The sequence below is a fragment of the Methylomonas sp. TEB genome, from assembly GCF_047777895.1.
In the GTDB taxonomy this organism is placed as follows: Bacteria; Pseudomonadota; Gammaproteobacteria; order Methylococcales; family Methylomonadaceae; genus Methylomonas.
In genome coordinates this window covers 3,709,779-3,723,579 of sequence record NZ_CP180476.1, presented here as the reverse complement: position 1 = coordinate 3,723,579, position 13,801 = coordinate 3,709,779, and the positions used below count along the sequence as shown (strand labels likewise).

The following is a 13,801-nucleotide window of genomic DNA, read 5'->3' as shown; positions in this document are numbered from 1 at the left end:
TCCAGAGGAGAAATAAACATGAAAGCCTGCGAATCTTGTGCAGACCGCGTCAATATCGGTTGCCATCATAAACAAATGCCGGTTATATCCAGAGCTATTGGTTTGCTGTTTATCTATTTGCCGATTTTGACCTTGCCGTTTGTGATTACCAGCGCTTATTTGACTTATTTCAGCCTGAAATTGGTCGGTGCGGAAAATGTTAAAAAATGGAGTGATTTTCTGCCGGCCAGGGCGAGTCATCGGTATGATTTAAAAAATCAGATTACGATGGACGGGTCATTCAAATTCAGCATGGCGCAATCGAAATTATTCTGGATTTTGAATTGCACCTGGTATTGTCCGGTGAGTGTGGGCTTATTCGAATGGCATGCTTACATGGTGAAAGTGGTGGAAAACTGGTGGTGTCCATTTACCCATGATCGTAAAAACAGCTATAACGACGGTGCTATCGATCAATCTTTTTGGCATATTTATCCTGAAGAAAAAGCTAAATTGCATGAAGACGACAAAACAAACCCGATTTTTACTGCCGATCCCAAAGCCTAAAAGTGTTATTTGTCTGTCATGATGCGTCACTCGGCTTTAATAAAGCCCGGGGATAATGGATGGATTTACCGGTTAGGGTTATTGCGATTGATCGGGTTAGTAAGTAGGACAAAATTTCCATACCGCATAACAAACAGTGCCGGTATGGGAGAAATTTAAACATCAATTCTTATTTTCGACACGGAATGAATACAGAGAATACGAAACCGGCCATTGTCTGGTCATTATGGGGTGCGGCTTTATTGTTGCTGTGCGTGGTGTTCAGAGATAGCCTTATCGAAATGGCGACGACATGGACGAATGTCGAGGAATACAGTCACGGGTTTTTTATACCTATCATCACTATTTACCTGCTTTGGGTGCGGCGCGGCGAGCTAGTCTTGGTTCAAGGATTTAAAGCGTCGCTGCCCGGTATCATCATTATCTGCTTAGGGTTGATTCTTTTTATTCTGGGCGGGTTGGCAACCATAAAAACCATGGAGCAGTATGCTTTTCTGGTGGTTTTGACGGGCATGTTTGGCAGTGCTTTCGGGCTGCGCGGGCTGCGGGTTGGGGCTATCCCACTGTTGTTTTTAGTCTTCATGGTGCCGTTTCCATCTTTCATACTGAATAACCTGTCGTCAAAACTGCAATTGATTTCTTCCTGGTTGGGCGTGGAATTTATACGCGCTTGCGACATCATGGTTTACCTGGAAGGGAATGTTATCGATCTAGGCAGCTATAAGTTGCAAGTGGTTGATGCCTGTAGCGGATTGCGTTATTTGTTCCCTTTGGCCAGTCTGGCTTTCCTATGCGCTTATCTGTTTAAAGGTCCATTCTGGCAGAAGTTGCTGATTTTTCTATCGTCGATGCCCCTGACCATTTTCATGAACAGCTTTCGGATTGGTGTCATCGGGGTCCTGGTCGATAACTGGGGCACTGAGATGGCTGAAGGCTTTTTGCATGATTTTGAAGGCTGGGCGGTATTTTTGCTTTGCATGTTTCTGTTATTTATCGAGATGTGGGTTTTTAGCCGAATCAGCGGTAGGAAACTGGCAATGGGCGAACTGGTGCAGATTCCGGAAGAATGGAGCCACAAGGCGCGTCGAGATATTGTCGCGATATTGAATAAATCGGTTTTCGCGGTGTTGCTATTGCTTTGTATAGGTGCAGGCGCTTCAGAGGTCTTTAAGGGGCGGGAAGACATTATTCCAGCGCGAAAAGCGTTTTTAACATTTCCGACGACTCTGGGAAGTTGGCAGGGACGCAATGATTATTTAACGCAATTTTATCTAAACGAGTTGAAATTGACGGATTATGTTATTGTCAATTTTGTTCAGCCTGAAACTCGGAACAGCGTTAATTTTTACAGCGCGTATTACCAATCGCAACGCAAGGGCGCCGTAGTACATTCGCCCCGCAGTTGTATTCCTGGGGATGGTTGGCAGATCAGCAGTTTCGAGCAGCGCGAGTTCACAGATTTGCAACTGGACGGGCAGGCATTGCAGGTAAATCGGGCCATTATCCAAAAAGGCGAAAGCAGACAATTAGTGTATTTTTGGTTTCAACAGCGCGGCCGGATGATAACTAACGAATATATGGTCAAATGGTATCTATTTTATGATGCCATCACTATGAATCGCACCGATGGGGCTTTGATTCGCTTGGTGACTCCTGTGGATAAGGTGGAAGATATTGCCGTTGCCGACAAACGCCTGCATTTATTTTTAAAAGATTTATTGCCTGAGTTACCCGCCTATTTGCCGGGTAAGATCATTGAGCCGGTTTATTCGGCTTTACCGGGTTAATCAATTAAGACATCGGCTTTATTGCCTGACGAATTTATGCGGTTTTACGTCGATTTGACTCAAAAGAAAAGGAGCTGTAAATGAGTAGAAAAAAAGCATTGATCACAGGCATAACCGGGCAAGACGGATCCTATCTTGCCGAGTTTCTGTTGGAAAAAGGCTATGAAGTGCATGGCATCAAACGGCGGTCGTCATTATTTAATACCGAACGCGTTGATCATATTTATCAAGACCCACATATTAAGGATCCCCAATTCTTTCTTCATTACGGCGATTTGACGGATAGTTCGAACCTCACCCGTATCCTTAGCGAAATTCGTCCGGATGAAGTCTACAACTTGGGCGCGATGAGCCATGTTGCTGTATCGTTTGAGTCTCCTGAATATACGGCCGATGTAGACGGTATGGGGACATTAAGGCTTTTGGAAGCCATTCGTTTCCTCGGTATGGAGAAAACTACGCGTTTTTACCAGGCATCCACTTCTGAGTTGTATGGTCTGGTCCAAGAAATTCCGCAGAGAGAAACCACGCCGTTTTATCCCCGTTCGCCTTATGCAGTAGCCAAGCTCTACGCCTATTGGATCACCGTTAATTATCGTGAAGCTTATGGCATGTATGCGTGTAACGGTATTTTGTTCAACCACGAATCGCCGCGCCGAGGCGAAACTTTTGTGACGCGCAAAATAACTCGCGGCCTCAGTAATATCGCAATTGGTCTGGATAAATGTCTATATATGGGCAATATGGATTCTCTACGAGACTGGGGGCACGCGAAGGACTACGTGCGGATGCAATGGATGATGTTGCAGCAAGATCAGCCTGAAGATTTTGTGATTGCTACAGGTGTGCAGTATTCGGTGAGACAATTTATCGAAATGTCGGCTAAAGAATTGGGTGTGACTATTCGTTGGGAAGGTGCGGGCGTTGAAGAAAAAGGTTATGTCGAGGCTATTACCGGTGACAAAGCGCCTGGTATGGCGGTTGGACAAAACATCGTCGCTATCGATCCGCGCTATTTTAGACCTGCCGAAGTGGAAACGCTGTTGGGCGATCCGACTAATGCCAAGAACAAATTGGGTTGGGTGCCGCAAATTACTTTGCAAGAAATGGTATCCGAAATGGTGGCTTATGATCTTGAGCAAGCGCAAAAACATGCTCTGCTGAAAGAACAAGGTTATAACGTGGCGGTTAGCCGGGAGTAACAGCATGGTAGATAAGAAAGATAAGATTTATCTGGCGGGCCACAGAGGTATGGTAGGCTCGGCGATTTATCGGCAATTGACTGAGGCGGGTTATCAAAACATTGTAGTGCGTACGCATGCTGAATTGGATTTGACCGATCAAACGGCTGTGCAGGACTTTATGCAACAAGAGCGTCCGAATCAGGTGATTCTCGCGGCTGCCAAGGTTGGCGGTATTCATGCAAACAATGTATATCCGGCAGAATTTATCTATCAAAATCTGATGATGGAAGCCAATGTGGTTCATCAGGCTTGGCGGATTGGATGCAAACAACTGCTGTTTTTGGGTAGCTCTTGTATCTATCCGAAATTCGCTGAGCAGCCTATGCAAGAAAGTGCGCTGTTGACCGGGGTATTGGAGTCGACCAATGAACCCTACGCAATTTCCAAGATTGCCGGGATTAAGTTGTGCGAATCATATAATCGGCAGTACGGCGTAGATTACCGTTCTGTGATGCCGACCAATTTGTATGGTGAAAACGATAATTTTCACTTGCAAAATAGCCATGTTATCCCGGCATTAATCAGAAAGTTTCATGATGCCAAGCTTGGTAATTCTCCAACTGTCAGCGTGTGGGGAACCGGTAAGGCTATGCGCGAGTTTTTACACGTCGAGGATATGGCTGCTGCTTGTTTGCACGTGATGGCCTTGGACAAAGAGCAATATCAATCTTGCACTGAACCCATGCTGTCGCATTTAAATGTTGGGACTGGTGAAGATGTAACGGTGCGTGAATTGGCTGAAACTATCCAAGATGTCGTTGGTTTTCAAGGGCAAATTAGCTGGGACAGTACCAAGCCGGATGGTACTCCGCGAAAACTGATGGATGTCTCAAAGCTTAAGTCTTTGGGGTGGCAACCAAAGATACCGCTGAAAACAGGTCTGGAGCTTACCTATCGTTGGTTTTTAGAGCATCAAGGCCAGTTTAAAGCAGAATAGTTTTGCCCAAATCCCGGCGCGCCTGCGAGGCATGTTTATCAAGTAGGGAAAAGGAAGTTTGCGCGAATAGAAATAATTTCTTGACGCGAGGATGTTGGGTGATTAGAATGAGCGGCTCTTCACTGCTCTGGCTTTTAAGTTTTAGCGGTGAAGCGGTCGACTTGGTTCGGCGGGTTTGAGGTTGTTGATTGGCGGGTTTGTTTTTTTTGGGCTTCGGTTTTTGAAATGGCTTAAAAATAAATTTGACAAACACTGAAAACGCTGTAGAATATGTCGGCTCAACAGGGCGAAGCGCTCTGGCTCTTTAACAAACGAAATCGAAATAATTTGTGTGGGTATGTGTAGCGACTATGTGCTGTTTAAAAATAGTCGACACAGACACCACGTCAATTCGCAAGAAAAGATGTTCTGTAGTCGAGCCAAGATTGGTCACTAATCTTATTTAGTGACAAGTTAAAATTAAACTGAAGAGTTTGATCATGGCTCAGATTGAACGCTGGCGGTATGCTTAACACATGCAAGTCGAACGGTAGCAGGCCTTCGGGTGCTGACGAGTGGCGGACGGGTGAGTAATGCATAGGAATCTGCCTATTAGTGGGGGACAACGTGGGGAAACTCACGCTAATACCGCATACGCCCTACGGGGGAAAGCTGGGGACCTTCGGGCCTGGCGCTAATAGATGAGCCTATGTCGGATTAGCTAGTTGGTGGGGTAAAGGCCTACCAAGGCGACGATCCGTAGCTGGTCTGAGAGGATGATCAGCCACACTGGGACTGAGACACGGCCCAGACTCCTACGGGAGGCAGCAGTGGGGAATATTGGACAATGGGCGAAAGCCTGATCCAGCAATACCGCGTGTGTGAAGAAGGCCTGAGGGTTGTAAAGCACTTTCAATAGGAAGGAATACCTACCGGTTAATACCCGGTAGACTGACATTACCTATACAAGAAGCACCGGCTAACTCCGTGCCAGCAGCCGCGGTAATACGGAGGGTGCAAGCGTTAATCGGAATTACTGGGCGTAAAGCGTGCGTAGGCGGTTGTTTAAGTCAGATGTGAAAGCCCTGGGCTTAACCTGGGAACTGCATTTGATACTGGGCAACTAGAGTTTAGTAGAGGGGAGTGGAATTTCAGGTGTAGCGGTGAAATGCGTAGAGATCTGAAGGAACACCAGTGGCGAAGGCGGCTCCCTGGACTAAAACTGACGCTGAGGTACGAAAGCGTGGGTAGCAAACAGGATTAGATACCCTGGTAGTCCACGCCGTAAACGATGTCAACTAACTGTTGGGTTCTTAAAGAACTTAGTAGTGGAGCTAACGTATTAAGTTGACCGCCTGGGGAGTACGGCCGCAAGGCTAAAACTCAAATGAATTGACGGGGGCCCGCACAAGCGGTGGAGCATGTGGTTTAATTCGATGCAACGCGAAGAACCTTACCTACCCTTGACATCCAGAGAATCTGTTAGAGATAGCGGAGTGCCTTCGGGAACTCTGAGACAGGTGCTGCATGGCTGTCGTCAGCTCGTGTTGTGAAATGTTGGGTTAAGTCCCGTAACGAGCGCAACCCTTATCCTTAGTTGCCAGCGGGTCATGCCGGGAACTCTAGGGAGACTGCCGGTGATAAACCGGAGGAAGGTGGGGACGACGTCAAGTCATCATGGCCCTTATGGGTAGGGCTACACACGTGCTACAATGGCCGGTACAGAGGGCTGCGAACTCGCGAGAGTAAGCGAATCCCAAAAAGCCGGTCCCAGTCCGGATCGCAGTCTGCAACTCGACTGCGTGAAGTCGGAATCGCTAGTAATCGCGGATCAGAATGCCGCGGTGAATACGTTCCCGGGCCTTGTACACACCGCCCGTCACACCATGGGAGTGGGTTGCAAAAGAAGTAGGTAGTTTAACCTTCGGGAGGGCGCTTACCACTTTGTGATTCATGACTGGGGTGAAGTCGTAACAAGGTAGCCCTAGGGGAACCTGGGGCTGGATCACCTCCTTACAAAGACGGCACACCGTTACACGTACTCACAACAAATTATTTCGATTGAAAGACGCACCTGGGTCTGTAGCTCAGTTGGTTAGAGCGCACCCCTGATAAGGGTGAGGTCGGAGGTTCAACTCCTCCCAGACCCACCAACGCATAAAAGGCGAAAGCAATAAGGCGGAAAACGATCAGGCAACACTCCTAGTTAGATAGGTAGAGTTGCGAATAGTTAGGTTTCTGCTTGAGTCTTGGTCTTTAGTCTGTTTTAGGGGCCATAGCTCAGCTGGGAGAGCGCCTGCCTTGCACGCAGGAGGTCGGGAGTTCGATCCTCCCTGGCTCCACCATCATGCTGAACGCTGAGGGTCAACCAGTTCGTCAAACGTAAGAAAAATAGTGGGTGGACATCAACGCTATACAGTTTTATCAGCGGCAGCGGATAAAGACTTTATAGCATTGGTATTCGTACCGATAGCTCTTTAACAATATGGAAATCTGTAACTATAGTAATGATCAGCAATGATCAACACTAAAACGAGTTGCGGTTTGAATGACGTCGTTCTCGAAGGGGAATGGCAGAAAACAAACAGTATGTCGTTCTCAAGCAGAAAAATCAGCGAAAATGTCAGCTGACAGTATAACCAAAATACAGACGTATTCGGGTTATATGGTCAAGTGAATAAGCGCATACGGTGAATGCCTAGGCAGTAAGAGGCGATGAAGGACGTTGTAGCATGCGAAAAGCTTTGGGGAGCCTGCAAACCGGCTGTGATCCAGAGATGTCCGAATGGGGAAACCCGGCGTGCATAAGCACGTCATCTTTGAGTGAATACATAGCTCACTGAAGCGAACCCGGAGAACTGAAACATCTAAGTACCCGGAGGAAAAGAAATCAACCGAGATTCCCTAAGTAGTGGCGAGCGAACGGGGACTAGCCCTTAAGCTAGGATAAGGTTAGTGGAACGGTCTGGAAAGTCCGGCGATACAGGGTGATAGCCCCGTACACGAAAACCTTTTTCTAGTGAAATCGAGTAGGTCGGAGCACGTGAAACTTTGACTGAATATGGGGGGACCATCCTCCAAGGCTAAATACTCCTTACTGACCGATAGTGAACTAGTACCGTGAGGGAAAGGCGAAAAGAACCGCGGAGAGCGGAGTGAAATAGAACCTGAAACCGTATGCGTACAAGCAGTGGGAGCCCCTTCGTGGGGTGACTGCGTACCTTTTGTATAATGGGTCAGCGACTTACATTTTGTGGCAAGCTTAACCGAATAGGGGAGGCGTAGCGAAAGCGAGTCTTAATAGGGCGTTTAGTCGCAAGGTGTAGACCCGAAACCGGGCGATCTATCCATGGCCAGGCTGAAGGTTGGGTAATACTAACTGGAGGGCCGAACCCACGTCTGTTGAAAAAGACGGGGATGAGCTGTGGATCGGAGTGAAAGGCTAATCAAGCTCGGAGATAGCTGGTTCTCCTCGAAAGCTATTTAGGTAGCGCCTCGTGTATCACTGCTGGGGGTAGAGCACTGTTTCGGCTAGGGGGTCATCCCGACTTACCAACCCGATGCAAACTCCGAATACCAGCAAGTGCCAGCACGGGAGACACACGGCGGGTGATAAGGTCCGTCGTGAAAAGGGAAACAGCCCAGACCGTCAGCTAAGGTCCCCAAATCTATGCTCAGTGGGAAACGATGTGGAAAGGCACAGACAGCCAGGAGGTTGGCTTAGAAGCAGCCATCCTTTAAAGAAAGCGTAATAGCTCACTGGTCGAGTCGGTCTGCGCGGAAGATTTACCGGGGCTAAGCATAGTACCGAAGCTACGGATTTGCACGTAAGTGTGAGTGGTAGAGGAGCGTTCCGTACGCCTGCGAAGGTCGATTGAGAAGTCGGCTGGAGGTATCGGAAGTGCGAATGCTGACATAAGTAACGATAAAGGGGGTGAAAAACCCCCTCGCCGAAAACCCAAGGTTTCCTGCGCAACGTTAATCGACGCAGGGTTAGTCGGCACCTAAGGCGAGGCTGAAAAGCGTAGTCGATGGAAAACAGGTTAATATTCCTGTACCAGTAGTAACTGCGATGGGGTGACGGAGAAGGCTATATCAGCGGTCGGTTGGAAGTGGCCGTTTAAGCAGGTAGGCATGCATCTTAGGCAAATCCGGGGTGCTCTATGCCGAGACGTGATGACGAGCGGTTCGAAAGAACAGCGAAGTGATAGATGCCCTGCTTCCAGGAAAAACCTCTAAGCTTCAGGTTACTAGTGGCCGTACCCTAAACCGACACAGGTGGGTGGGATGAAAATTCTAAGGCGCTTGAGAGAACCCAGGTGAAGGAACTAGGCAAAATGATACCGTAACTTCGGGAGAAGGTATGCCCTCATTACGTGAAGGTCCTCGCGACTGGAGCGGAAGGGGGTTGCAAAAAATCGGTGGCTGCGACTGTTTAGCAAAAACATAGCACTCTGCAAACACGAAAGTGGACGTATAGGGTGTGACGCCTGCCCGGTGCTGGAAGGTTAATTGATGGGGTTATCTTCGGAGAAGCTCTTGATCGAAGCCCCAGTAAACGGCGGCCGTAACTATAACGGTCCTAAGGTAGCGAAATTCCTTGTCGGGTAAGTTCCGACCTGCACGAATGGCGTAACGATGGCCACACTGTCTCCACCTGGGACTCAGTGAAATTGAAATCGCTGTGAAGATGCAGTGTACCCGCGGCTAGACGGAAAGACCCCGTGCACCTTTACTATAGCTTGACACTGGACTTTGAACCTACTTGTGTAGGATAGGTGGGAGGCTTTGAAGCGGGAACGCCAGTTCTCGTGGAGCCAACCTTGAAATACCACCCTGGTATGTTTGGAGTTCTAACCTCGATCCATTATCTGGATTAGGGACAGTGTCTGGTGGGTAGTTTGACTGGGGCGGTCTCCTCCTAAAGAGTAACGGAGGAGCACGAAGGTACCCTCAGCCTGGTCGGAAATCAGGCAATGAGTGCAAAGGCATAAGGGTGCTTGACTGCGAGACGGACAAGTCGAGCAGGTACGAAAGTAGGTCTTAGTGATCCGGTGGTTCTGTATGGAAGGGCCATCGCTCAACGGATAAAAGGTACGCCGGGGATAACAGGCTGATACCGCCCAAGAGTTCATATCGACGGCGGTGTTTGGCACCTCGATGTCGGCTCATCACATCCTGGGGCTGAAGCAGGTCCCAAGGGTATGGCTGTTCGCCATTTAAAGTGGTACGCGAGCTGGGTTCAGAACGTCGTGAGACAGTTCGGTCCCTATCTGCCGTGGGCGTTTGAGATTTGAGGGAAGCTGCTTCTAGTACGAGAGGACCGAAGTGGACGAACCTCTGGTGTTCCGGTTGTCATGCCAATGGCATTGCCGGGTAGCCACGTTCGGACAGGATAACCGCTGAAAGCATCTAAGCGGGAAGCCCCTCCCAAGATGAGATCTCACTGGGACTTTAAGTCCCCTGAAGGGCCGTCGGAGACTACGACGTTGATAGGCACGGTGTGGAAGTCCAGTAATGGGCGTAGCTAACGTGTACTAATTGCCCGTGAGGCTTGACCATATAACACCCAATGCGTTTGGGTGTCACTGACACGCTGATAAACGTAAGAAAACGACACACTCGATACAGATTTCCATGAAGACAGGTAAACGGCAAATGCCCGGAAGCAAATACGCTTCAAACCTGTGCATGACGGCTGCAAAACAGCCAAACCAGTTTGCTTGGTGAACATAGCAAGCGTGAACCACCCGATCCCATCCCGAACTCGGAAGTGAAACCGCTTAGCGCCGATGATAGTGTGGCAGGTTGCCATGTGAAAGTAGGTCATCGCCAAGCTCTTAAACCAAAAGCCCTGCTTACCCATAGCAGGGCTTTTTTTTGACCCAAAATCACCCCTACTGCTGCTCTCTTCTCTTTTGCGACCGGGGTTGTTAGAATCCCCTCTCATCAATGTTTAGCGAGAAAACGCATGAGTGCAATAGACAGAATCCAAGCCCAATTAGCCAGCCATCCTGTGGTCTTATACATGAAAGGCACGCCAGATTTTCCCCAGTGTGGGTTTTCCAGCCGGGTGGTGCAAGTCTTGCAGGCTTGCAATGCGGATTATGCCCACATCAATATCGTCGAAGACCCTGAAGTGCGTGAAGCCTTAAAAGAATACTCACACTGGCCTACCTATCCCCAACTGTATATCAACGGCGAATTAATCGGCGGCTGCGACATCGTCATCGATCTGTTTAATAAAGGTGAGCTTAATAATTTGCTGGCAAGCGTTGGCTCCAAGCTTTAGTCGAAAAAGGTATATTAATTAAGCAGCAGCGTGCCTATTCGACCGTGTATTGCGATGGACTTTCTGCCATTCTCGCCAATATGTTTGGGTGCATGTGTTCTAAGTCGCTAATTGGCTACATTTACGTCGCTTCGTACTCGCTTAATTTTTTCCAGCGGTTGATAATCATACAAAACAACTCGGCAGTTTGTTCGGCGTCGTAAAGCGCTGAATGTGCTTTTTCGTTATCCCAGACAATTCCGGCAGCTTGAGCAATTTTTGCTAAAACTGTTTGGCCGTACATTAGCCCTCCGAGTGTGGCGGTATCGAAACTACTGAATGGATGAAACGGGCTTCGTTTGTAGTTGGTTCGTTCAATAGCGGCGTTCAAAAAATTGATATCGAAAGCTGGGTTGTGACCAACCAAAATGGCTCTCTTGCATTCGTTACGTTTTACAGCGGCTTTGACAGGGGTAAACAGCTTGGTAAGCGCATCCTTCTCTTCTATCGCCATGCGGAAAGGATGGTATGGATCGATACCGGTAAATTTGAGCGCTGCGTCGTCCAGCTCTGAGTTTTTGAAAGGAATGATATTGCAGTGATGTTTTTCGGTGACATGCAGCCATCCATCAGTGTCTGGTTCGACTATTACGGCGGCAATTTCCAATAGTGGATTTTTTTTTGAATTAAAGCCGGCGGTCTCTATATCGACAATAACAGGAAGGTAACCTCTGAAACGGTTGCCTAACGGATTTAGGTTTATTTCCATTGAGTTTGATGGGCTAAAAAAGTCGGTTGTGCGTTATGTTACGTGAGTTTTGGATAGGTATAAACAATAATCAATTGGTGAGGTGAAGTTATGCAAGATCGGAAAAAAGGTTGGGTTATCTTAGGGTTACTGACCGTATTAAACGGTTGTGCCACGACCCGCGGTGTCGATCCTAAAGATCCTTGGGAGGGCTGGAACAGAGGCGTGCAATCATTTAACGACGGCGTGGACGATTATGTCATGAAACCGGTTGCCAAAGGCTACGATTGGGTTATGCCCGATTTTGCGGACCAAGCGGTTACTAATTTTTTCAGCAATGTCGATGACATAGGTGTTTGTACCAACGATGTTTTGCAAGGAAAACTCCTGCAATCGGGTCAGGACGGCGCGCGTTTCTTGGTGAACACCACCATCGGTGTCGCCGGGCTTATAGATGTTGGGACGATGATCGATTTGCCGAAGCATAATGAAGACTTTGATCAAACCTTAGGCTATTGGGGAATACCTACCGGCCCTTACTTGGTCCTGCCGTTTTTCGGACCTAGTTCGCCACGTGGCGTGTTCGGGTTGGTTGGCGATGCCGCGATGAATCCGTTTACTTATGCCGGTATCTACATAAATCCAAATTGGATTGGCGCGGCGGTTTCGATTGGTCCTGGTGCATTGAAAGTCATCGACGCGCGCTCAGATCTGCTGGGTATGGAAAAAGTCGCTACCGAGGCGGCACTGGATCGTTACGAGTTTTTTAAAAATGCCTATCTTTCCAGACGTAATTACCTGGTTCACGATGGCAAGGTTCCAGACGAAGATGTGTTGAAATTCGACGAAATGCAGGGCGGTGGGCGTGGACCGCTCGATCCGAATCCGTATTGATTTAAACTGTTCTACTCTTATGTAAAAGGCCGTAAAGCAAATAGCTTTGCGGCTTTTTTATTGCTTCAATCCAAGCGGACGAGCACGAAATCCGGTTTCGCTTCTACCAGTACTCCCGACATTATCCTATTTTCCAGAATGAGGTCGGGTGCCACATCGCAGGCTACCCTTAGATAGTTCGGTGTGTAGCCGAAATGGCGGACCACGCCATCTTGCTGAGCTTCTTTTTGCCCTTCCCATAAAATGTTGGCCTGTTCGCCGAGGTTTTCGGCAATGAAGTCATGCTTCATTGTGTCGGCTAATTCATGCAATTGCTTGCTGCGCAGTTTCTTTGTGTTCTGATCGACTTGATCCGGCAAACCCGCGGCTTTGGTGCCTTCCCGAGGCGAATAGCTGAAAATGTGAATATGACCAAAACCCAGGCTTTTGATGTAATCAAAACTTTCCTGCCATTCCAGTTCGGTTTCGCCCGGAAAGCCGACGATGATGTCGGTAGTGATATTGAAATGCGGAATCGTCGCTCGGGCCAGTTTAACAATTTGGCCGAATTCCTCCGTTTTACAGCGCCTGGCCATGCGCCGTAGTACGCTGTCACTGCCGCTCTGCAAGGGCAAATGCAGATGTGGCATCAGTCTTGAATTTTTGAACAACTCGAAGAAACCATCCGGCAATTCCCAAGGTTCCAGAGAACCCATGCGCAGGCGTGGAATCTCCGTCTTAGCCAGGATTTCGCTAACCAATTCGACCAAATTACTGTTGATGTCACTGCCGTAACCGCCCAAATGCACACCGGTGATGATGGCTTCGTTGATGCCTTGAGCGTGCAGTGCGTTGATCTCGTCAATGACCGCTTGAATGGGACGGCTGCTTTCCTCCCCGCGGGCGACGGTGACGATGCAAAAGGTGCAGCGGTAACGGCAGCCGTCCTGGACTTTGACGAAGGCGCGCTGGCGGCCACGGCTGAACAGCGACACTTCGCCGGGTTCGGTCGACATCGCTGGCATACTGTCCAGATTCAGTTCGGCCAGAGTTTTTTCGACCAGTTGGTTTTTGTCCTGGTTGCCGACGATCAAATCCACGCCCATCAATTGCGCGGCTTCTTCCTCGTTCAGTGTCGCGTAACAACCGCTGACCACCAGCTTGGCTTGCGGATTGTCACGGTGAATGCGGCGTATCATTTGCTTGGATTTTTTCACCGCGTCTTGGGTGACCGCGCAGGAATTGATGATCACCAATTGTGCTTCATTCAGGTTGCGTGTAATGCCGTGGCCTTTAGCTTGAAAGGACTGCGCCCAAGTTTCCAGTTCTGCTTCGTTGAGGCGGCAGCCGAGGGTTTTTAAATGAATTTGCATTTTGCTGTAAAAACGTTAGATCGATAATGTATAGGGCGCATGA

At 48.6% G+C, this 13,801-nt stretch carries 8 protein-coding genes, 2 tRNA genes and 3 rRNA genes; 11 read left to right on the top strand and 2 right to left on the bottom strand.

What is annotated here, in order from left to right:
* The first annotated feature begins 18 nt into the window (after positions 1-18).
* The 10 genes from ACMXD4_RS16630 (at position 19) to grxD (ending at position 10,785) form a co-directional block, all read left to right on the top strand.
* On the top strand, positions 19-546 hold the full coding sequence (locus tag ACMXD4_RS16630) for a hypothetical protein (RefSeq protein ID WP_415878808.1): 528 nt from the start codon (positions 19-21) through the stop codon (positions 544-546).
* Between the two features lie 185 nt (positions 547-731).
* Positions 732-2,333 (top strand): VPLPA-CTERM-specific exosortase XrtD, encoded by a 1,602-nt coding sequence (gene xrtD, locus ACMXD4_RS16625; RefSeq protein ID WP_415878807.1) that lies wholly within the window; start codon positions 732-734, stop codon positions 2,331-2,333.
* Positions 2,334-2,413: 80 nt separating this feature from the next.
* Positions 2,414-3,535 carry a GDP-mannose 4,6-dehydratase gene (gmd, locus tag ACMXD4_RS16620; protein ID WP_415878806.1) on the top strand — a complete coding sequence of 374 codons (1,122 nt, stop codon included), beginning with the start codon at positions 2,414-2,416 and terminating at the stop codon, positions 3,533-3,535.
* 4 nt (positions 3,536-3,539) lie between these two features.
* Positions 3,540-4,514, top strand: a complete 975-nt coding sequence (gene fcl / locus ACMXD4_RS16615; RefSeq protein ID WP_415878805.1) for a GDP-L-fucose synthase — start codon at positions 3,540-3,542, stop codon at positions 4,512-4,514.
* A gap of 461 nt (positions 4,515-4,975) precedes the next feature.
* Positions 4,976-6,509 (top strand): 16S ribosomal RNA (locus tag ACMXD4_RS16610).
* A 60-nt stretch (positions 6,510-6,569) separates the two neighbouring features.
* A tRNA-Ile gene (locus tag ACMXD4_RS16605) sits at positions 6,570-6,646 on the top strand.
* A 116-nt stretch (positions 6,647-6,762) separates the two neighbouring features.
* Positions 6,763-6,838 (top strand) — tRNA-Ala (locus ACMXD4_RS16600).
* A gap of 322 nt (positions 6,839-7,160) precedes the next feature.
* A 23S ribosomal RNA gene (locus ACMXD4_RS16595) occupies positions 7,161-10,055 on the top strand.
* Between the two features lie 160 nt (positions 10,056-10,215).
* Positions 10,216-10,331, top strand: a 5S ribosomal RNA gene (gene rrf, locus ACMXD4_RS16590).
* Together the 16S, 23S and 5S rRNA genes with 2 tRNA genes alongside form the textbook arrangement of a ribosomal RNA operon.
* Before the next feature lie 133 nt (positions 10,332-10,464).
* The gene (gene grxD, locus ACMXD4_RS16585) at positions 10,465-10,785 is read left to right on the top strand and encodes a Grx4 family monothiol glutaredoxin (RefSeq protein WP_415878804.1); all 321 of its coding nucleotides are present in this window, start codon (positions 10,465-10,467) and stop codon (positions 10,783-10,785) included.
* Positions 10,786-10,906: 121 nt separating this feature from the next.
* Here grxD and rnt read toward each other — a convergent pair whose 3' ends face one another.
* Complete coding sequence (gene rnt, locus ACMXD4_RS16580; RefSeq protein WP_171694625.1) at positions 10,907-11,533, bottom strand: ribonuclease T; 627 nt, start codon at positions 11,531-11,533, stop codon at positions 10,907-10,909.
* 90 nt (positions 11,534-11,623) lie between these two features.
* On the opposite strand from rnt, the gene ACMXD4_RS16575 reads away from it, so the two are divergent.
* On the top strand, positions 11,624-12,406 hold the full coding sequence (locus ACMXD4_RS16575) for a VacJ family lipoprotein (protein ID WP_033157256.1): 783 nt from the start codon (positions 11,624-11,626) through the stop codon (positions 12,404-12,406).
* A gap of 65 nt (positions 12,407-12,471) precedes the next feature.
* Here ACMXD4_RS16575 and mtaB read toward each other — a convergent pair whose 3' ends face one another.
* Positions 12,472-13,758, bottom strand: coding sequence for a tRNA (N(6)-L-threonylcarbamoyladenosine(37)-C(2))-methylthiotransferase MtaB (gene mtaB, locus ACMXD4_RS16570; protein ID WP_415878803.1), 1,287 nt, complete (start codon positions 13,756-13,758; stop codon positions 12,472-12,474).
* Positions 13,759-13,801 lie beyond the last annotated feature (43 nt).

What these genes read in the sequence shown, in the direction of transcription:
- ACMXD4_RS16630 (WP_415878808.1), top strand. Translation starts at nt 19, where the DNA reads ATGAAAGCCTGCGAATCTTGTGCAGACCGCGTCAATATCGGTTGCCAT.
- xrtD (WP_415878807.1), top strand. Translation starts at nt 732, where the DNA reads ATGAATACAGAGAATACGAAACCGGCCATTGTCTGGTCATTATGGGGT.
- gmd (WP_415878806.1), top strand. Translation starts at nt 2,414, where the DNA reads ATGAGTAGAAAAAAAGCATTGATCACAGGCATAACCGGGCAAGACGGA.
- fcl (WP_415878805.1), top strand. Translation starts at nt 3,540, where the DNA reads ATGGTAGATAAGAAAGATAAGATTTATCTGGCGGGCCACAGAGGTATG.
- grxD (WP_415878804.1), top strand. Translation starts at nt 10,465, where the DNA reads ATGAGTGCAATAGACAGAATCCAAGCCCAATTAGCCAGCCATCCTGTG.
- rnt (WP_171694625.1), bottom strand. Translation starts at nt 11,533, where the DNA reads ATGGAAATAAACCTAAATCCGTTAGGCAACCGTTTCAGAGGTTACCTT.
- ACMXD4_RS16575 (WP_033157256.1), top strand. Translation starts at nt 11,624, where the DNA reads ATGCAAGATCGGAAAAAAGGTTGGGTTATCTTAGGGTTACTGACCGTA.
- mtaB (WP_415878803.1), bottom strand. Translation starts at nt 13,758, where the DNA reads ATGCAAATTCATTTAAAAACCCTCGGCTGCCGCCTCAACGAAGCAGAA.